Here is a 19,158-nt window from a genome sequence, read left to right as displayed (position 1 = left end):
AAATTCCGCCGAAATAAAACGAAAGTACGGTGATTTGATTTCGGTTTATAAAAAGGGACTTGTTTTAGTGGGTACAAAAAACAAAAGTACGGTTGTTTTGACCGTACTTTTGCTTTTTTATGTTAAAATCACGGGTTCTTTACCGTATTTTTGTTTTCAATGAGGAGAGATATTCCTGCAATTGCCTTATTTTTTCTTCAAACTCCCCTTTCTCGCTATCATTTTGGAAGTCGATATGCTCAATCTTTTCGAATTCCTTTTTGAATTGTTTTTCAAACTTGCTTACGGTAGCAATTAATTTCTCCGTCTGGTTAACCGTACTTTTGTTTTTTTCTTTCTGAGGCTTATTGAGTAGGTTATCAAAAAACTCCTCATACTCCATCTGTTCTTGTTGACCAAGCTTTTGCCAATGTCCCATTCCAACATGACTTAACCAGGACAAGTCATCTGCGAATTCATGACTATGAAGGTAAGCTACCCGAATGTCATTTGGTGCTTTGGATATTCCCTTGAAAAAGTTGAAGTCTCTAAATATTGTTGCCTCCCCTACCTTATATTGCTTCGCGATGGCTTTAGCATCTTTTTTATGCGCATAGGCCTGCCCACGGATAAAACTTAGATCCTGTTTGGTCCAGTTTCGACGGCCTTGCTGTAATTCCATCATATAATCTACCGCATCCTGAATACTTTTTACCCAAGGCAGTAAAGCAACCTCCCATGCTGCAGCCGGAAGATCTAATTCTTGTATGATTTCATATCGGTTATGCCCATCCACTAAATATACTTCCCCTTCAATTTCCGCAAGTAATAGGGGATCTAAGACCTTCTTTGCTTTGACGATGGCATTTTTTAAATGACTCCGTTCCGAAGTATTTAATTCAATACCCCATTCTTTTAATACAGGATGAAGTTTGATTTTTTCTTTAAACGATTCCTGCTGTTTGTCTTGAATAGGTTTAATATTCTTGACGGTCTGTTGAGAACGTTTATTATTGACTGCGCTGGTTAATCTGTTTATATTTTTCATGGGGGCTATAATTCACTCTCTTCGTATTCGTCTACATAAATTGGCTTAACAGGGTCATTTTGTAAGAGCTCTTTAAAATCAGATTTAAAGTCTTTATAGGGGTAGGATTCATCTATGAGGTTTAACCTGATCATTAATTCATAGGCAAATTGAAGGAAGTCAGCATAACCATTGGAAACGTTCTTTCCCTCATTACGGTAGAATTTTTCAAATCGGAAAATGTCGACCCTTAATAAACTGGCTTGTGCAATATGAAGATTCATTCGGATGCTTTGATCAAATACCGGCAAGGTTTCGCTCATATTGCTCCGGAAAGCATCCATTTCATCTCTGAAAAATTTGAAGGTGGTAAAAATGGAATTCATCACCGTCCCCAAATTGTAATTATCCGTTCGCTTTTGTGCAGGTAACATATTGTAAAGGTTTTTAATTCCCTTTACTGATCGTTGGTTGGGCCAAACCGGAATGATCACATGGTCAGCAGCACCTAATGCCAGTCGACCTAAAATTCCTTTGTCCGGTGCACCATCGATAAATATATAATCATAGTTCCCCAAAATTGGCTTTAGGGTTTCAATGAAAAGATTCCGGCTTTGATCAAAAATGATATCCGGAAAGCTGCTTTGTAGTCGTTCCAGTTTATCAAAAGTGGGGACGATATCGAAACGTTGACCCTCCAACTCCGGATAAATCGGAATAAGGATATCTTCTACATGAACAGGATCATGATTGGTTTTTCCCTCCAGATCCATCGCTTTGGACTCACAGGCATAATACAGATCTTTGATTTCCCCTGTTTCGTAGGCCTCATGTGGTTCCTCTCCAAGAACGGAATCAGTAAGATTACCCTGTGGATCCGCATCTATTAATAAAACCCGACTGCCTAAAATATTGAAAAAGGCGGCAATATTATGACATATGGTTGTTTTGCCCACGCCACCTTTATTGTTATAAATAGCAATTATTTTTGCCCGATCTTCAACTTCATTTCGGTCGAAGTTATAAAACTCCTCCAGATAGCCTATGATGGATTCAATCTGTTCTTCGCTTAAATCCCTCTGATTATTGGTGAACTTACTTAAAGTAGTTTCATTGATGTTGGCTATTTTTGCAAGGTGTTTCATTTTTAAAACTTCCTTGCGCTGCAAAAGCAGATCCCTGATTTTTTCGTTTAGGCTCATGTTGCTATCAATTTGATAGCAATCTGGAAATAAAAATTGTCAAAACAAATAGTTTTGTGATAAATAGTTTGTTTTTGGAAAGAAAAATTGGCGATTCACTCTCAAATTGATAGAAATGGGTGTGATTGATATTAGTTAGGGGGGGTGTGACGTCTTTGACCGGGAGGAAGGGGTTCTGAAGGGGTAGGGGATTTTAATCATAAGGATGTATGTTAAAATTCCGTCTTATTGCATGGCAGCAAATAAAAGCAATAGTTTTCTGGTGCATTTTCCTTCAAACAAGCAGATGACTGAGGGGAGAGCTATCTTAGCCAATTTTGGACAGATGAGGGCCTAAAAAACGGATCACACCGAATTTATGGTCATTTCTGTATAAAGGTACAAATTGCGACATGAGTGAAATGGATTTTAACAAGTGGTTAGTGAGTTTACTTTTGCCGGAAGGCATTTGGGAGTTTTTTGATATTCTCAATTTTGGAGAGGAAGATGGAAGCATCATCATTTTCTTGGATAAAAAAGTAATAAATCAAAAAGAGTATGAGGGGCTTGAACTCTGGGCTAGAGGCTTCAATGATGCCCGTAAGATTTAGGACTTTCCCATTCGTAGATAGAAAGTTTAGCTAAGTATTCGTCATTGATGATGGGCAGAGAAAGGAAATAATAAAAAGGTGAGTAGGAATGGGAGCGTAATAGCTAAAGGAAGTCGAATAATTCCGGAATTCGCAGCTTTTTTAAGAGGACTTAATCGATAATCATTCTATCACCTTTGCCAGCCTGGAGCTTCATCACATGGGGTGTCAGCCAAGAATTTCAGCCATTCTTATAAACAAAATTTAAGCGAATTCCGATCCTAGGACAAAGAGGATAAGAAATAAGGAGAGGAAGGCGTCGTAATTTCGAAAAATATTTTGGCTTATATGGGAATTGATAAACCCTGTCTCAGTAATTGTGACCTCTATGCCATTCTTCTATCTGCCAAAGGGCGAAAAAGAAGCATTGTAGCCATCATAAAAGGGACTAAATCCGAAAAAATCATTCATGAAATCCGACAGATTCCCAAGTCATTGCGAGATAGGGATAAAGAGATTACCGCTTATCTGTCTCCGAGTATGATCTGATTATTCAAAGGTGTTTTGCAAATGCAGACACCACATTGGATCGATTTCACATTCAGCAATTAGTCTCAGAGGCAGTGCAAAAGATCCGAATAATTCATCGTTGGGAGGCTATTGAATAGGAATGTCATAAAAGAAGCTCATGAACAGGGGAGAAAACACCACGCACAGCTCTACTCCAATGGTAATACAAAAAAACAACTGCTTGTCCGAGCACGGTACTTGTTGTTTAAAGTTAGGCTGTCGAATATTTCGGACTGATTTTCTTCCTGATAAATGGCTCTGGCGTGATCAGAACAGGTGGTGTTTTCCTCACATTAAAGGATTTTCGACAGCCTAGTTTAAAGTCAGTAGCAAATGGATAGCTTCCCCCAAAAAAAGAGCTGAAATTTTGTTCACCGAATACCCTGATATCAAAAAGGCATACGATTTGCACATGGGGCTGAGAGCTATATTTGAGCAAAAAATAACTCCTGGAGTCGCCTAGACAAAAATGGCACAATGGCATGGAAAGACGGAAAAGAGTGGCTTCAAACCCTTTGAATCATTGAAGGCTATTTTTTATGAAAGCTCTGAAAAGATTGTGAATTATTTCAAGTTGCTAAACTCTAATGCGGCACCGGAATTCTTTAATGCTAAATTGTAACATTTCCTGAAAGACTAAAGGGGGTGTTTCTGATTTACCCTATCTGAATTTCAGAATTACGAAAGTGTTCGGGTAGTTGCTGTGCCAAGAAATTCGGACTGAGCCCAAGAAGCTGATGGCATAAATGAAACTTGAAAAAGTTGGAAAATAAACAAAGCAGACCACGACTAAGGGTAATACAATAGGACAGGTTTAAGCATATGTAATCCGGCTTTGGTAAGAACCTCCTGAAAATATGAGGACTATTATAGGGGAAATAGGTAGGCTGCGCGTACTACTCATATATTTTTTAAATTAAACTGAATACCTATGTGTAAACTTAGACCAGGAACGTTCTGGGCGCTATTATTTTCGTGTCTATTTTTTTTACAGCACACGACCAATGCCCAAAATGACCCCTTTGAATTTTCTTCTGTAACCATTGGTGGTGGTGGATACATTACTGGAATCTTTCAGCACCCAACCGATGCCTCTTTGCTTTATGCCCGTACCGATGTGGGGGGCTGTTATCGCTTTGATCATGCCCAGCAAGAATGGATTCAGCTGATGAACGGTCTGACCGTCGATCAGGTGGCCTACAATAATGTAGATGCCATTGCCTTGGCAAAGACCAATCCTGACTTGATCTTTATTGCCGTTGGTAATGCCATTGACGCGGTGGACCCAAATGATATTTTGAAATCAACGGATCAGGGAGGGCACTGGACTCCCTTGAATTTTCCGGTGGAAAAAGCTTTTGAAAGTAATCAGCGCGATGTCCGCTATATCGGTGAACGCCTGGCAGTAGACCCGCTGAATGAAGACATTATCTTTGCCGGAACAAAAGAGGCTGGCCTGTGGATCAGTCGTGATGGTGGAGAGAGCTGGCAACAGCAAGCAGATATTCCTCATGGCACCAAGAACTCAGCTGCCTCGGCAAAGATCGTTGGGGTGCGGAATATTGTTTTTGATGAAAGTACATCAACAACTATCGATGGAAAAACAGTCAGCGGAACGATCTATGTTGGTGCTTACGAAGAAGGTGTTTACAAAAGTACCGATGGCGGACAGACTTTCGAGAAGATGCCAAACAGCCCGGAGACACCACGAAGAATGTTTCTAAATGCTTCTCAGGAATTGTGGGTGTCGTCGGCCTACCCAATTGGCAGTGACCCGCAACAACAGGGCGGTGGCCGTGTTTATCATTACCAAAACAATGTGTGGGTAGATAAATCACCGAACACCAATATGGCGAGCCGTCCGTACGGGGCGATTGCCATCTCGATGGACGACGACAACAAGATCATCGTAGCGGAAGGGAAAAACCGATCGAATCAGGCCATGTACCGAACCGTTAGCGCCAATGATGCCACACCAGTGTGGGAGAAATTTAACCCAACACCATCGAGTGATAAAAAAATACAGCCGCAGTGGTGGAAAGACCATTTCTTTGCTACCGGACCGAGCAGTATTTTCTTTGACATCACCGATGACAACCAAATTTGGATGGCAGATGGTTTTGGAATCTGGCATACGGAAAATGTATGGGAGGAAAAAGAGAATATCCTATGGACCGCCAAGGTAAAAGGTGTTGAGGAGCTGGTGATGATGACTACCCTGACGCCACCGGCACCGAATGCCGTTTCGCTTTTCAGCGGAGCAGCCGATGCGGATGGTTTTGCTCACCACGACCTGAATGAATTTCCGACACAACCGCTTCAGCCTTCAGACTGGGCATCAACAGCCTTGGATTATGTTGCTTCAACGCCTGAACACATGATGCGTCTATTGACTTCCAAGACCTCTGGCGGTGAAATTTACTGGTCTGAAAACAGTGGGGAAACATGGACCAAAACCACGACAAACCCTATTGTAAGCCCTATCACGCTCGGAAAGGCAGCGGTGTCAGCGCAGTCGTTGGATAATATGGTCATTGTACCTGCTTACAATGCCTGGGAAGTTGAACCACAAACCGTTCCCCTATATTTTACTAAAGATCGGGGAGCAAACTGGCAGGAAACAAATATCAGCTTTAACCCTGGGCCGATTGATAATTGGTGGGTGCATGACCACATCATCGTGGCGGATAAGGTGCAAGCGAATACTTTTTATTTCTTTCATAAAAGAAAATCAACCCTGTACCGTTCTACTGATGGCGGGGCTAATTTCGAGGCGGTTTATCAGTTCCCAAACCATGAAAACATCTGGGGTAAGCCTAATAAATATTGGGCGCAATGGGTGCACTTGGTATCTGTGGATGAAAAGGCGGGAGAATTGTGGATCAGTTTGCCACAAGATGGCTTGTTCAGAAGTTTGGACGGTGGCGACACTTGGACGAAGATGGGGGGATTATCTAACCCAAAATCTGTTGCCGTAGGTAAACCACAGAACGATGGTGATCCGATGGTGATTTATACCATTGCAAGTGTGGATGGCGATCAGGGCTTGTTCATGTCATTGGATGATGGGCAGCAGTGGCGCCGTTGCGATGACGATGAGTATAATTTTGGAATGATTCTGAACCACATGAGTGCGAGCCGTCAGACTTTTGGTGAAGTGTTTATTGCCACGGGTGGACGAGGAATCGTTCGAGCAAATGTGGGCGCTAATCTTCCTCCAGTGGTTACTTTTAAGCCCGTGGGAAAGATAGAATATTCTTTCCCAGAGGAAGGAAATGACCATAAAGTGCGTTTTGATGCTTCAAACTCTGAAAACCCAAATGGTGGGCAGATGAGCTTTCATTGGGATTTTGGTGATGGCACCACAGGCAATGCGGCGGTGGTTGAACACACCTATGCAGATTATGGAACCTATACGGCAGTATTGACCATCAACGATCAATTAGGGTTGGAGCATGTCTCAAGCACACAGATTTTGATCAATGCCAGGCCTACGATCAGCTGGCTTTCACCTGCGGACAGCACAGAATTTCCATTGGGCGATACGGTTACTTTGTCGGTAGCCGTGGCAGATAACAATGGTGCCGAGGATATTGATCGGGTAATTTTCTGGTCAGGCAACTGGCAATGGTTGCATACCGATCGGGATGGCCCTGACTATACCTATGAGGTGGATTTGTCTTTGGGAAAAAATACCTTTATCGCGGAAGTTTACGACAAGGCGGGCGCAAAAAAAGCCACCGAGGTTTTGACCCTTTTCAGTGGTAGCGTCAGTGAAGGTGATTATGTGATTGGACTGAACTGTGGTGGTGGAAATCATCAGGATGCCCAGGGCTACTTATTTTTGGCGGATGATTTATTTACAGGGGGAAGCAGTTATGAGGTTTCAACTGATATTGCCGGAACGGAAGAAGATGCGATTTATCAGACGGAAAGGGTAGGCGAGAATTTCAGTTATCAAATCCCGGTGGAAAATGGTACGTACCAACTGACTTTCAAAATGGCCGAACTGGGATGGCAGGAAGCAGGCAAACGAATTTTCAATGTGGACGTGGAAGGCAATCGAGTAATGACCAATCTGGACTTGTTTGCCGTGGCAGGTTATCAGACCGCACATGATATCACTGAACTGGTAACCGTAGCCGATGGCACCTTGGACATTGCCGTTTCGGGTGTGGAGCGTTCAGGAAAAATCAATGCGATTTTGGTACAGACCGTAGAGCAGGAGGAATTGTTGCCCATTCCACAAAACCTGACGGCTCAGCAGGATCTGACCACGGTGAACCTTCAATGGTCAGCACTTGAGGATGCTTCTTTAAAGTTTAATATCTATAAAAAAGTAGGAGCTGACGGAACACCTGTTTTAGAAAATGCTACCCCTGTGACTGAAAATAACTGGTCGGGTGAAATCACCCAAGGACAGGATTTTATTTATTTTGTAAAAGCAGTCAATGCGGAAGGTCAGGAGTCAGAGGCTTCGGAAGGTATTCAAGTGTATGGGACGTTACAGGAGTTTTCTGTTCGTCCGACAGGTGATACTTATATTGATTTACAGCAGGGAGGTCAAAACTTCTCCTCAGCAAAGGAATTGCGGGTGCAATACAAGCCTGCGGATCAGTATCCGGAACCGGCAGAGCGTGTGGCTTTATTACAATTCGATTTGAGTGATTTCGAGCAAGTGGTAGCGGTGGATTTTCAGATCAAATCCAAAGTACAGAAAGCGGGTGAGCATCAGTTGAGCCTGATTGAAAATACTTTTGATCCCTCAACTGTAACTTGGAATACTTTCAGCGAAGGTACAGCAGATGTAATTGGTGTTTTTGATATGCCAACGGATGGAGAATGGGCGACCGTTAGTATCTCTCAGGAGAAAATCAGCACACAAATGGCTTTCAAGGTATCAGCGATTACGGCTACTTCGGGTTATGGACAATATTGGTCCAATGATGGAAATGCTTCGAATGCGCCGAATCTGAAGGTGGTGGGTAAATGTTCGAATTGTCGAGTATTGAATGCACCTGTCAAGCAATCGTCAGGTACCGTATTTCCAAATCCGTTTTCGGATCAGTTGCAGGTAAAATGGCAAGATGACCATACAAATGAAACTGTTCGATTTAAGATTTTCAGCCTAACAGGTCGATTAATGTTGGAAGGGGAATCAAAGCAAGGCAACTTCAAGATCAATACTGCTTCGCTTGCTGGTGGTCAGCTTTATTTTATTCAATTGACTGATGGAATGAATCAGCAGATGATTAAAATGATTAAACGATAATAATGAACAATATAGTGGGTGCAGGGCATGCCCTGCACCTACAATATTAAATATTGATTTCATTCCCACTCGGGTCGGTTACTTTGTAAACAAACAAACCATCTGGGATCTGATCATATTCAATATATTTGGAATGAATGCCCACCTTCGGCGTTTGCGCCAGATCGGAAGTATAATAAATCTCCATCGGGAAAAAGCCTGGCTGCATATAAATCGTGCTATCCATTGCATCTCCGTTTGCTTCCAATAAAGGGTTATCAATCACAAACAAAGAAGCATCTTTGCTGTGCCCCAAAGTAAAACGATAATCTCCCGCCGCAGGAATATAAATCAATCCCTTTACCTTGGTGTAGACCTCTTCCTGACTTTTCTCAAACAAATGTTTTGTAGCTACTGGCGTACTTTCCTTGAGCTTCGAAGCTCCTTCCTCTTGCATAAAAGTAGTTTTCAATACTCCGTGCGCCAATTTCACAGGTCTTACGAACTTGGTGAAATAGGCTCGTTTAATTTCCGAGGTATCCTGTTTTGCGTTGACTTCCACAAAAGAAACAATGCGGTTTTCACCTAATGTCAATGCACCTTTGTAGGGAACAAATTTATTGCTCGGCACAAAAGGGTTAAAGGTGTATAATAATGTATTTCCTGCCGGAGAAATGATTTCAAGGGCGGTGGTGTCTGATGTAACATAGGCCATGGTGGTGTCTTTCTGATTGAAAACCACATAGGCAGCTTCGTTTCTTTGGGTCGCTTGTTTGGTGGTGTTGGGCTGGCAGCAAGCCATCGCAAAACCCATTAGTATATAAAAAAATCGTTTCATCATGATTATTAGTTGATCGTTAATGATACGAATTTTTCCCTTTTTTCCCCCAAGCCCAATGGGGGACAATCGCCTGTTGATCGTATGGTTTCATATTTATTGACATCACTATATACACCATGAGGTATTTTTTTACTTGTATTTTATGTCTTTGGGCAAGCCTGTTGCTGGCTCAAAATACCTTCAAAATCAAAACCAATATTGAAAATGACAGTCTGGTCATGGGTTTTGATATTGCCATGAAAGATCTGAACAACAACCTCAGAAAGGGAAAAACACGACTGACCGATCGTATGAGCGAAGCGCCTTTACTCGAGGCCGGTGCTGATTATGACCAACCCTGGACCCGCGATATTTCGATCAATACTATCAACGGAACAAGCTTTTGGCGGCCAGAGGCCATCAAAAGAACCCTGTGGGCGGTTTGTGAGCATTCCTCTCAAAACGATACCCTGATCGGTGGGCAATATTGGGACAATATGATCTGGGCACTCGGTGCCGAAGCCTACTACCGGGCTTCGCAGGATGAGGAGTTTTTGAGCCGTGCATGGCCAGTGATTACCCGTACTTTGAAACAAAAAGAAAGCCTTGAACTTGATCAGGAAAAAGGACTTTTCCGAGGGGGCGCCATTTATGGAGACGGCGTTTCAGCCTACGATGCCCGCTACACGGATACGGGTGAATACACAGGTACTGAATGGAACTGTACCATTACCAAGTGGGTGGAACATAACCCCAAACTAAAGAGCGAAGGTGGGGGCTTACCGATGATGGTGCTTTCTACCAACGTAATGTATTATCAGGTATATCAGACCCTGGCGACTTTGGCCAAGGAAAAAGACCTGCCTAACGATGGCTACCAGAAGAAAGCCAAAGCATTGAAAAAAGCCATTCAGCAGCAGTTTTGGAACAAGCAGAAGCAAACCTTTAATTATTATATTGATCCTTGGGGCGTGAATGACCGTCAGGAAGGCTTGGGTATTTCGATGTTGTTACTCACTGATATTCCAACCCAAAAACAGCGTCAGGCAATTTTTGAAAATATTCAACTGACCACTTTTGGCCTCCCTTGTGTTTACCCTTCCTATGATCGATACAATCAAGAAGGGCATTACAGCCGACATGCCGGAACCGTATGGGGGCACATCCTTGGTTTTTGGGGAAGCGCTGCTTTACATAATGCACAAGAGGATTTATTCATCGACAATATAAATATCATGGCTAAGTGTTTTATCCGTGATGGCGAATGCCGTGAGATCTATCATCCTGACACGGGATTGCCTTATGGTGGTTTGCAGGAAGATGGTTTCAAAAAGGGTTGGATCCGTGAGTGGGAATCTACACACGAACAAACGTGGACAGCAACGGGCTATTTGCGATTATTTCTGTTTGATATTTTCGGTCTGACCGTGAAAGAAAATGGGCTGTATTTTAAACCAAATCAATGCTTGGACCGCAGCTTCATCGAGTTGGAGGGATTGCGATTTGCTGAGGCCGAACTGAATATTCGCCTTCAAGGCAAAGGTCAAAAGGTGAAGTCTGTTTTCCTTGATGATGAGAAAGTTTATTTTATTCCAAAAAAACTGAAGGGCAAGCATCAGGTGAGGGTTGTGCTTGAGGGTGATAAAGGTGCCTGATGTAGGGATAATATACTTTTTCATTCTCCACGGGTAAAATACCCGAGGCTAATGAAAATGTACCTTCGGCACATCAGCCCTGACGGGGCTTTTTGTAAAAGACATGGAATTTATTCCATGGATAATCAATCAAGAAACATATTAAACATAAACCTATGAGATTTTTTAGTCTATGTTTCAGCCTTTTGCTGATCAGCTCCATATCGTGGGCGAGCAAGGTGTCGAACATCACTTTTGTAACCTACAAAATCATCAAAGTAGAATTTGTTGATGGCTATGTCGAGTACGCTGGCGAGGGCAGTTGGTTTGGTCAAGATAAAGTCCACCAAACGCCCCTTAATGTTGATCAGGCTGTTTTGCTTGAAAACTACCAACTGAAGAATCTTTCTGACGATCAGGTATATTCTCCATCGGTGATTGGCAGAAAATCCAAAATTCATCGCGCGACCTGGAAAGGACATACGCCAATTTATCATCATACGCTTTATCTTCAATTTGAGCAGCCTTTGGTGACAGGGCAGGATTATCAATTGATGATAGAGGAAAATTTGGTAGAGGATGAGCATACCTTTGATCTGACTTTTGCCAATGATCAATTATCATCATCCATTCACATTACCCAACAGGGGTTCGTGCCAGATGCCAATTTTAAGGTAGGTTACATTTATCAGTGGATGGGAGATCAGGCGATGGTTGATTTTTCTGATTATGCAGGATCAAATTTTCACTTGGTGGATGCACAATCGGGCTCGGTCGTTTTTACGGGGCAAGTACAATTACGCACCACGCTTCAGCAGGCAACGGATAATGTTGAACAGGCTGACAGTCGTGTTTTCGAAGATGGGAAATTGTTCTCTCGGGCGGATGTTTATGAGTGTAATTTCTCTGACTTCAGCACGGCTGGTGACTATGTGTTGCAGGTAGAAGGGATTGGACGATCTTACCCTTTTCATATCAAAGCCAATGCTTATGAGGAAGCTTATTATGTAACGACTCGTGGTCTTTACCATCACCGAAGTGGTCCTGCGCGCACAACAGAGCATACCCAATGGACCAAAGGTGTGGATCACATGCCGGGGGTTGATAACTTCAAGGTACATTATTCGAATTTCCGTTTTATGGATATTCGCAAGGGACATAACAGCTGGTTCAAGGATTTGGTGGAGAATAAAACCAATGTGGAGATGCCTGAGGCTTGGGGCGCATGGATGGATGCGGCGGATTATGACCGTCAGGCTCGACACATGATTGTGAGCAGCTTGTTCGCTTTGCATTATTTATTGGCGCCGGAGAAATTTGTTGATGGCGATTTGAATATTCCCGAAAGTGGCAATGGCATTCCTGATATTATTGATGAAGCGATTTGGGGAATTGACTTGTTCCGCCGATGCAAGGGACCTACTGGTGGTATTATTGGTGGGGTAGAAGCGAACGATCACCCGAGCAGCTACGGATCGGTAAAAGATAGCAGCGACCCGAACATGCAATGGTTTACCTATGCCGAAGACCCAATGTCCTCCTATACTTATGCGGCAGCGATGGTTCAGATTGCAGCAGCTTTGGAGTTGTCAGGCAACACTTTCAGCAGTCAGAGTTACTACAATGAAGCCGCGGAAGCGTATCAGTGGGCAGAAAATAACTGGAGAGAAGGCGATTATAGCAAGTTGAAAGACCGTCGTTTACGTGCTGCCGCATGGATGTATTATTATACTGGGTTGGATTACTTTCAGCAACACTTTAAAGCTGATTATGAAGCTCGGGCAAGAGATGAAGGAACCAAAGGATACCATATGGGATTGTTGGGCTATTTGATGGCAGATCATGAAAACAAGGATGAGGAATTGAACCAAACGGTGCATCATTTCATTTTTGATTTGGCTGATGAATTGGTAACCACGGGATCGCAGCGTGCTTCACGTTTGGCCTCTTTTGATAAAAATACTTACCATGCAGTAGGGCACGGAACAACGCCGTACAATACGTTGTTGAACTTCGCCTATGCCACCACAGGACAGCAAGAATATTTGGATTATGCCCGCACCACAGCCGATTATTTCTTGGGTGGAAATGCGGTGAACAAAACATACGTCACGGGCCTTGGTGCCGATCCTGTTACTGAAGTATTCCACTTGGACAGCTTCTATGATGATCAGGAGGAGCCTGTTCCTGGCATTGTACCTTACGGTTATCACACGTGGGGACAGTGGATGAAATCGGGTGAAAACAGTGTGAATCAGCCTGGCTTTAACTATAAAAACATCTATCCAGAGCGCTACTTGTGGCCAAGCCACGAATGTTGGTTCCCGAACCGATACACCATCGTAACGAACGAATATACGATTTGGCAGAACATTGCCCCTGCGGCAATGGCATACGGTTTCTTGGTGCCGAACAAGGAAACAGTGGATCGCAATGCTACGCAAAGGGTGGTTTTGACTGCTCCAATGATGCATCAGGTGATCGAGATCAATAAAGGAATTCAGCTTCATTATTTGACCAAAAACAAGCAACAACAGCCTATTGCCGTACGGGTGTTCATCAACGGTGAATTGGCGAAAACATTGACAGCTGTGGAGATCGCTCAAGGTTTTGCTGAATTTTCATTTACAGAAAAAGGAGCCCATGAAATTTACATGGAGGTAGATTTTGCCAATGAGCAAATTTCAACAAAGGAAGAAGCTGTAACGGTAGAAGTGGTAGATGCAGTAGCCTTGGAGCTTTCTTTTTCAGAAGATATTGAGGAGGAAATCCATCAGGATACTACCTTGATCGTTGTCGGGAATTTAAATACCACCACAGGCATTAAGGAAGCAAAGCTATATTTGGATGATCAGTTGGTAGCACAAAAAGAGGTGTTGCCGATCGAGTTTGAGTTGAAAGGTTTGGAAGTAGGCGAGCATCAACTGAAAATGGAGGTAATCACCAATGTACTGACGGCCTCTGCAGTTAGCAGTGAAGTATATGATATAACCATTACCGACCGTGTGTTGGACAATGAACCATTGAGACACTTAGCGGTTTACCCCAACCCAGCCACCTCCGAAATTTTTTTTTCGGGTGTCAAATCAGTTGATCATGCAGCATTGATCGACCTTCAGGGCCAAACGGTAAAGCAGGTATTCAATGCTTCAGAAATGCACCTTCAAGGCGTTGCCAATGGGCTTTACATCCTGCAGGTAGCATTTGGCACAAAGGTGCATACCCAAAAAATGATGATTGTTCGGTAATTAAATTACTGGTCGTAGGCTCCTGTCTACGACCCACATTAATGCAAGCATCCGCTTGCACATAACAAAAAATTAAAAAATAAAATCACCATGTTTCAAGATAAAGTCAATCAACTTTTAGTAAATCACCAACAATTGGTGTCCAAGCAAAATCAGCCCGACAACGGCACTGAAGGATACGTTCAACGTTACCAAAATGAAGTATTCACTCCTGCGCATTTCCCACCGCAGTGGATCTATGATTTGAATGAATCCTCGAATCCGCATTTGGCAAAAAGACTCGGCATCAATGCCGTCTTCAATCCTGGTGCGATCTTTTTCGAAGGAAAATTCTACCTGATGATGCGAGTGGAAGGCTATGACAGAAAAAGCTTTTTTGTGTTGGCATCAAGCCAAACGGGGGTTGATCAGTTTGAGGTTGAAGGATTGCCCATCGCCATTCCTCAATTGGAAGACCGTGATGTGAATGTGTATGATATGCGCCTGACCCAACATCAGGATGGCTATATTTACGGAACCTTCTGTGTTGAAAGAAAAGATCCTGATGCCAAGGCTGGCGATGAGTCTTCAGCAGTAGCCGCTTGCGGTATCATCCGTTCCAAAGATTTGAAAAGCTGGGAGCGCTTGCCTGACTTGATTACCTATTCGGGGCAGCAGCGAAATGTGGTACTGCATCCTGAATTCGTGGATGGAAAATATGCACTCTACACCCGTCCACAGGATGGATTTATCGATACTGGTAAAGGCGGTGGTATCGGCTTTGGGCTTACTGAAAACATGGAAAATGCGGAAGTGAAGGAAGAAATCATCCTTGATCCAAAAAAATACCATACCATCAAGGAAGTAAAAAATGGGCAGGGACCTGCACCGATCAAAACAGACAAAGGGTGGTTGCACTTGGCACATGGTGTTCGAAATACAGCGGCAGGTTTGCGCTATGTACTGTACATGTTCATGACCGATTTGGAGGACCTGACCAAAGTTATTGCCCGCCCGGGTGGCTACTTCATGGCACCTGAAGGTGGCGAGAGAGTAGGTGATGTGGGCAACGTTTTGTTTGTTAATGGATGGATTGAGCAGGAAGGTAAAATATTTATCTACTATGCTTCTTCGGATACCCGCATTCATGTGGCGACTTCGTCGGTCGATCAGTTGGTGGATTATTGCTTGAACACGCCTGAAGATCCTTACTTCAGCTCAGATAGTGTAGCACAGCGCATTGCATTGATTCAGCAAAATGAAACCGTGTTGGTTTGATTTAAAGATAATAATGTACGGATGTTGCATGCAACGTAAGTACCGTCAGGTACAAAAGTATAAATTTGAAATAATCTTGGTCGTAGCGTCTCGCTACGACCATTTTTATTTACATAATTTATCAAATCCCTTTGGGAGTAAGTCCCTGTTCGATCGTATTACATTCAAAAAATAATCATTTTTGAATATGCGATATCTATTTTTTATAATCTCTTTTTGCAGCATATTTTATGCTAAAGCACAAGAAAGAATAATTACCAATGAAAGTCAGCAATGGCATACGGAACCTTCCAAGAAGGTGAAATTCCCAAAAGGTGCTAAAGTTGAAAAAGTAAAGGTAAATATTAACCATCCTTTGCAGGAAATTTATGGTTTTGGTGGCTCATTCAATGCCTTGGGATATAAAGCATTAACCCTATTACCTGAGCAAGAACAACAGCAGGTTATGGCCGATTTGTTCTCGGATGAAGGAACTGCTTTTAACCTTTGCCGAATGCCTTTGGGTGCCAATGACTTTTCAGTAAGATGGTACAGCTTTGATGAAGTAAATGGGGATTTTGAGTTGAAACATTTCAATATAGAAGAAGACAAGAAAAATCTAATTCCATATATCAAATTCGCCAAAAAATATGCACCTGAATTGCAGGTTTGGGCATCACCTTGGTCGCCACCAATGTGGATGAAGCACAACCGTCATTATGGTGGACGAGCAACGAACATGCATTGGGGACCTTTATATGGTGATAATATGGAGGAAGTCTATGCTAATAACCGATTCATCATGGAGGATCGTTATTTGACAACTTATGCCAACTATTTCTCCAAATTTATCAGTGCTTATCAGCAGGAAGGGATTGAGATCTATTCCGTTCAGCCACAAAATGAAGTACAGGCGAATCAGTTTTTTCCGAGCTGTGTTTGGACACCACAGGACTTGCACCGCTTTACAGAAGATTATTTGATTCCTACCTTGTCTAATGACCATCCAGAAGTTAGTGTACTTTACGGTACTTTGAATATGGATTCAGTGGAATATGTGGACGTGTTAATGAAGAACTCAAAAGCGCAAGGTGTTGGCGTACAGTGGGATGGTATTGAAAGCATTGAGTATATTAAAAAGAACTACCCCAAATTCGAGATTATGCAAACAGAGTCCGAATGTAATAATGGATTGAATAACTGGTTTACGGCAGAGCATACTTTTGATCTTTTATATACTTCTTTCAAGCAAGGGGCCAACAGCTATATGTATTGGAATATGATTTTGGATGATCTCGGTTTGAGTACATGGATGTGGCGACAAAACAGCATGATCTCCATTGATCGATATACGCAAGCTGTTACCTACAATCCTGAATATTTTATTATGAAACATTTTTCTCACCTTATTCAGAAGGGTGCACATATGCTTTCTGTAGATGCAAACAAGGATTTGAAGGTGTTGGCATTCCAGAATCCAGATGGGGCAATTACAATTGTTGGAGGAAACACAACGGATCAGGATCAATACCTCAAACTGGACATTGACGGGAAAAATCATAAGGTAATTTTACCAGCACACAGCATTCTTTCCCTTCCATTCTCTCAAAAAATCAACCATTAATCATGGCGATCCAACAGTTAGACCTATTCATCATCGTGGTGTATTTGCTCTCCACGGTGGTGATCGGGCTGGTGCTCAACAAAAGAGCCAAAGCCAGTAAAGAAAGTTACCTTTTGGGAGGAAACAGTGTGCCATGGTACATGCTTGCCCTGTCGAATGCCTCGGGCATGTTCGATATTTCAGGAACCATGTGGATGGTTTCCATCCTGTTTATTTATGGCCTGAAAAGTGTTTGGTTACCGTGGTTGTGGCCAGTATTCAATCAAGTGTTTTTGATGGTTTACCTCTCGATCTGGTTGAGGAGATCCAACGCGACCACTGGGGCAGAATGGATAAAAAGCCGCTTTGGAATAGATCGTGGGGCAGAATTATCCCACCTGATTGTCGTTATTTTTGCCATCATTAACTGTTTGGGTTTTATGGCATATGGCTTTGTCGGACTTGGGAAATTTGTCGAATTGTTTATCCCATGGTCGGTAGTGAGTCCTTATGTTCCTTTTGATGTAGCGCCTGCCTATGTGCCTCATTTTTATGGCATCTCATTGACAATTTTTGCGATTTTCTATGCACTTGCTGGGGGAATGCTGTCGATTGTATGGACAGATGTGATTCAGTACCTGATCATGACAGTGTCTGGAATTGTCATTGCATTAATCGCCATGAATAAGCTGATGGACAGTAGTTTATTGGTGCCCGATAGCTGGTGGTCTCCGTTTTTTAGTTGGAACCTCGAGATGGATTGGCGACCGCTGATCCCTGCGGTACAGGAGAAAATCAAAAGTGATGGCTATGAATTGTTCTCCATCATCTTTATGATGATGCTGTGTAAGGGGTTCCTGGTTAGTGCCGCTGGACCTGCACCGAATTTCGACATGCAGAAAATCCTCTCTACCAAGTCCCCAAGAGAAGGTGCTTTGATGAGCGGTTTGGTTTCGGTGATTCTTTTGCCTACCCGCTACCTGATGATTACAGGTATTGCAGTCTTGGGTATTTTGTACTTCGATGATCTGAACCTGATGGTCAATGGAGCGGTGGATTTCGAGCAGTTGTTGCCTTCTGCGATCAGTCTTTTTGTGCCGACTGGTCTGATGGGACTTTTGTTGGCGGGCCTTTTGGCAGCTTTCATGAGTACCTTTGCGGGAACGTTGAACGCTGCGCAGGCTTATATTGTCAATGACATTTATGTGAAATATGTTGAACATGATCCAAAACCGAAAAAGATCGCCTTTCTGAACTATATGTCAGGATTATTGATCGTCGGGATCAGTGTCTTCTTTGGAATTTTTGTCAAAGATATCAATAGTGTTTTGCAGTGGTTGGTATCGGGCCTTTGGGGAGGATACATCGCCGCCAATGTGTTGAAATGGTACTGGTGGAGATTCAATGGCTATGGTTATTTCTTCGGAATGATCGGTGGTATCATTCCTGCCTTGATTTTCCCTTTGATATTGCCAGGCTTTTTCCCAGAGCTTCCAGAAGCGATTCTGATGCTCTATTTCTTCCCAGTTTTGCTTGGAATTTCTTTTGTAGGCTGTTTGATCGGAACGTATATGTTTCCTTCAACGGAAGCTTCGGTGCTTATCGATTTTTATCAGAAGGTCAGACCATGGGGTTTCTGGAAACCTGTTCGACAAATGGCAAAGTCCAAGGGAATTTCTCTTCAAAAGAATGATGATTTCAAACGCGATATGAGCAATGTCATCATTGGTGTGATTTGGCAAACCGCCCTAACGATTTTTCCTATCTACTTGGTTTTGATGCAGTGGACGGCCATGGGGATAGCCCTTGGTATTGCAGGGGTTTTGTCTATTATTTTGAAATACAGTTGGTTTGATCGATTACCATCAGAGAAGGAAGGCCAAGCTAAGCAGTCTGAAATCTACATTAAGGAAGAAATTGAGCAGTGAAATAAATAAATCTAATCAAAGGCTTTGCGGTGTCTTAGAGCGTTTTTAAAAGCCAAAATTCTAGTGAAAATTTGAAGTATTGCAGAAGCGA

General features: G+C 42.8%; 13 protein-coding genes. 10 read left to right on the top strand and 3 right to left on the bottom strand.

What is annotated here, in order from left to right:
• Positions 1-139 precede the first annotated feature (139 nt).
• Positions 140-1,027, bottom strand: coding sequence for a hypothetical protein (locus AAA970_RS22785; protein WP_338239189.1), 888 nt, complete (start codon positions 1,025-1,027; stop codon positions 140-142).
• A 5-nt stretch (positions 1,028-1,032) separates the two neighbouring features.
• A complete protein-coding gene (locus AAA970_RS22780) occupies positions 1,033-2,208 on the bottom strand; it encodes an AAA family ATPase (protein ID WP_338239188.1) in 1,176 nt (391 codons plus the stop codon).
• Positions 2,209-2,600: 392 nt separating this feature from the next.
• Here AAA970_RS22780 and AAA970_RS22775 point away from each other — a divergent pair, with 392 nt between their 5' ends.
• The 5 genes from AAA970_RS22775 (at position 2,601) to AAA970_RS22765 (ending at position 8,619) form a co-directional block, all read left to right on the top strand.
• Positions 2,601-2,798: a hypothetical protein gene (locus tag AAA970_RS22775; protein ID WP_338239187.1), complete on the top strand. Its 198-nt coding sequence runs from the start codon at positions 2,601-2,603 to the stop codon at positions 2,796-2,798.
• A 327-nt stretch (positions 2,799-3,125) separates the two neighbouring features.
• A complete protein-coding gene (locus AAA970_RS22770; RefSeq protein WP_338239186.1) occupies positions 3,126-3,326 on the top strand; it encodes a hypothetical protein in 201 nt (66 codons plus the stop codon).
• 35 nt (positions 3,327-3,361) lie between these two features.
• Positions 3,362-3,445 (top strand): hypothetical protein, encoded by an 84-nt coding sequence (locus AAA970_RS27860; RefSeq protein WP_420916751.1) that lies wholly within the window; start codon positions 3,362-3,364, stop codon positions 3,443-3,445.
• Between the two features lie 371 nt (positions 3,446-3,816).
• Positions 3,817-3,969, top strand: a complete 153-nt coding sequence (locus AAA970_RS27855; RefSeq protein WP_420916747.1) for a transposase — start codon at positions 3,817-3,819, stop codon at positions 3,967-3,969.
• Positions 3,970-4,278: 309 nt separating this feature from the next.
• Positions 4,279-8,619 (top strand): malectin domain-containing carbohydrate-binding protein, encoded by a 4,341-nt coding sequence (locus tag AAA970_RS22765; RefSeq protein ID WP_338239185.1) that lies wholly within the window; start codon positions 4,279-4,281, stop codon positions 8,617-8,619.
• Between the two features lie 46 nt (positions 8,620-8,665).
• Here the strand turns inward: AAA970_RS22765 and AAA970_RS22760 are convergent, their stop codons facing one another.
• Complete coding sequence (locus AAA970_RS22760) at positions 8,666-9,439, bottom strand: hypothetical protein (protein WP_338239184.1); 774 nt, start codon at positions 9,437-9,439, stop codon at positions 8,666-8,668.
• 116 nt (positions 9,440-9,555) lie between these two features.
• Here AAA970_RS22760 and AAA970_RS22755 point away from each other — a divergent pair, with 116 nt between their 5' ends.
• From AAA970_RS22755 to AAA970_RS22735, 5 genes are all read left to right on the top strand, one after another.
• On the top strand, positions 9,556-11,073 hold the full coding sequence (locus tag AAA970_RS22755; protein ID WP_338239183.1) for an MGH1-like glycoside hydrolase domain-containing protein: 1,518 nt from the start codon (positions 9,556-9,558) through the stop codon (positions 11,071-11,073).
• Positions 11,074-11,228: 155 nt separating this feature from the next.
• The gene (locus AAA970_RS22750) at positions 11,229-14,300 is read left to right on the top strand and encodes a glycoside hydrolase family 9 protein (protein ID WP_338239182.1); all 3,072 of its coding nucleotides are present in this window, start codon (positions 11,229-11,231) and stop codon (positions 14,298-14,300) included.
• Positions 14,301-14,390: 90 nt separating this feature from the next.
• Entirely contained in the window at positions 14,391-15,557 is a 1,167-nt protein-coding gene (locus tag AAA970_RS22745; RefSeq protein WP_338239181.1) for a glycoside hydrolase family 130 protein, read from the top strand.
• Positions 15,558-15,744: 187 nt separating this feature from the next.
• Positions 15,745-17,160 carry a glycoside hydrolase family 30 protein gene (locus tag AAA970_RS22740; protein WP_338239180.1) on the top strand — a complete coding sequence of 472 codons (1,416 nt, stop codon included), beginning with the start codon at positions 15,745-15,747 and terminating at the stop codon, positions 17,158-17,160.
• A gap of 2 nt (positions 17,161-17,162) precedes the next feature.
• Positions 17,163-19,067, top strand: coding sequence for a sodium:solute symporter family protein (locus tag AAA970_RS22735; RefSeq protein WP_338239179.1), 1,905 nt, complete (start codon positions 17,163-17,165; stop codon positions 19,065-19,067).
• Positions 19,068-19,158: the final 91 nt, after the last annotated feature.

Origin of the sequence: Persicobacter diffluens (assembly GCF_036244895.1) — a bacterium.
In the GTDB taxonomy this organism is placed as follows: Bacteria; Bacteroidota; Bacteroidia; order Cytophagales; family Cyclobacteriaceae; genus Persicobacter; species Persicobacter diffluens.
This window is presented reverse-complemented; position numbering and strand designations above follow the sequence as displayed.

Bases quoted from the DNA above. Each gene is read 5' to 3' on its own strand.
- AAA970_RS22785 (WP_338239189.1), bottom strand. From the start codon at position 1,027: ATGAAAAATATAAACAGATTAACCAGCGCAGTCAATAATAAACGTTCT.
- AAA970_RS22780 (WP_338239188.1), bottom strand. From the start codon at position 2,208: ATGAGCCTAAACGAAAAAATCAGGGATCTGCTTTTGCAGCGCAAGGAA.
- AAA970_RS22775 (WP_338239187.1), top strand. From the start codon at position 2,601: ATGAGTGAAATGGATTTTAACAAGTGGTTAGTGAGTTTACTTTTGCCG.
- AAA970_RS22770 (WP_338239186.1), top strand. From the start codon at position 3,126: ATGGGAATTGATAAACCCTGTCTCAGTAATTGTGACCTCTATGCCATT.
- AAA970_RS27855 (WP_420916747.1), top strand. From the start codon at position 3,817: ATGGCACAATGGCATGGAAAGACGGAAAAGAGTGGCTTCAAACCCTTT.
- AAA970_RS22765 (WP_338239185.1), top strand. From the start codon at position 4,279: ATGTGTAAACTTAGACCAGGAACGTTCTGGGCGCTATTATTTTCGTGT.
- AAA970_RS22760 (WP_338239184.1), bottom strand. From the start codon at position 9,439: ATGATGAAACGATTTTTTTATATACTAATGGGTTTTGCGATGGCTTGC.
- AAA970_RS22755 (WP_338239183.1), top strand. From the start codon at position 9,556: ATGAGGTATTTTTTTACTTGTATTTTATGTCTTTGGGCAAGCCTGTTG.
- AAA970_RS22750 (WP_338239182.1), top strand. From the start codon at position 11,229: ATGAGATTTTTTAGTCTATGTTTCAGCCTTTTGCTGATCAGCTCCATA.
- AAA970_RS22745 (WP_338239181.1), top strand. From the start codon at position 14,391: ATGTTTCAAGATAAAGTCAATCAACTTTTAGTAAATCACCAACAATTG.
- AAA970_RS22740 (WP_338239180.1), top strand. From the start codon at position 15,745: ATGCGATATCTATTTTTTATAATCTCTTTTTGCAGCATATTTTATGCT.
- AAA970_RS22735 (WP_338239179.1), top strand. From the start codon at position 17,163: ATGGCGATCCAACAGTTAGACCTATTCATCATCGTGGTGTATTTGCTC.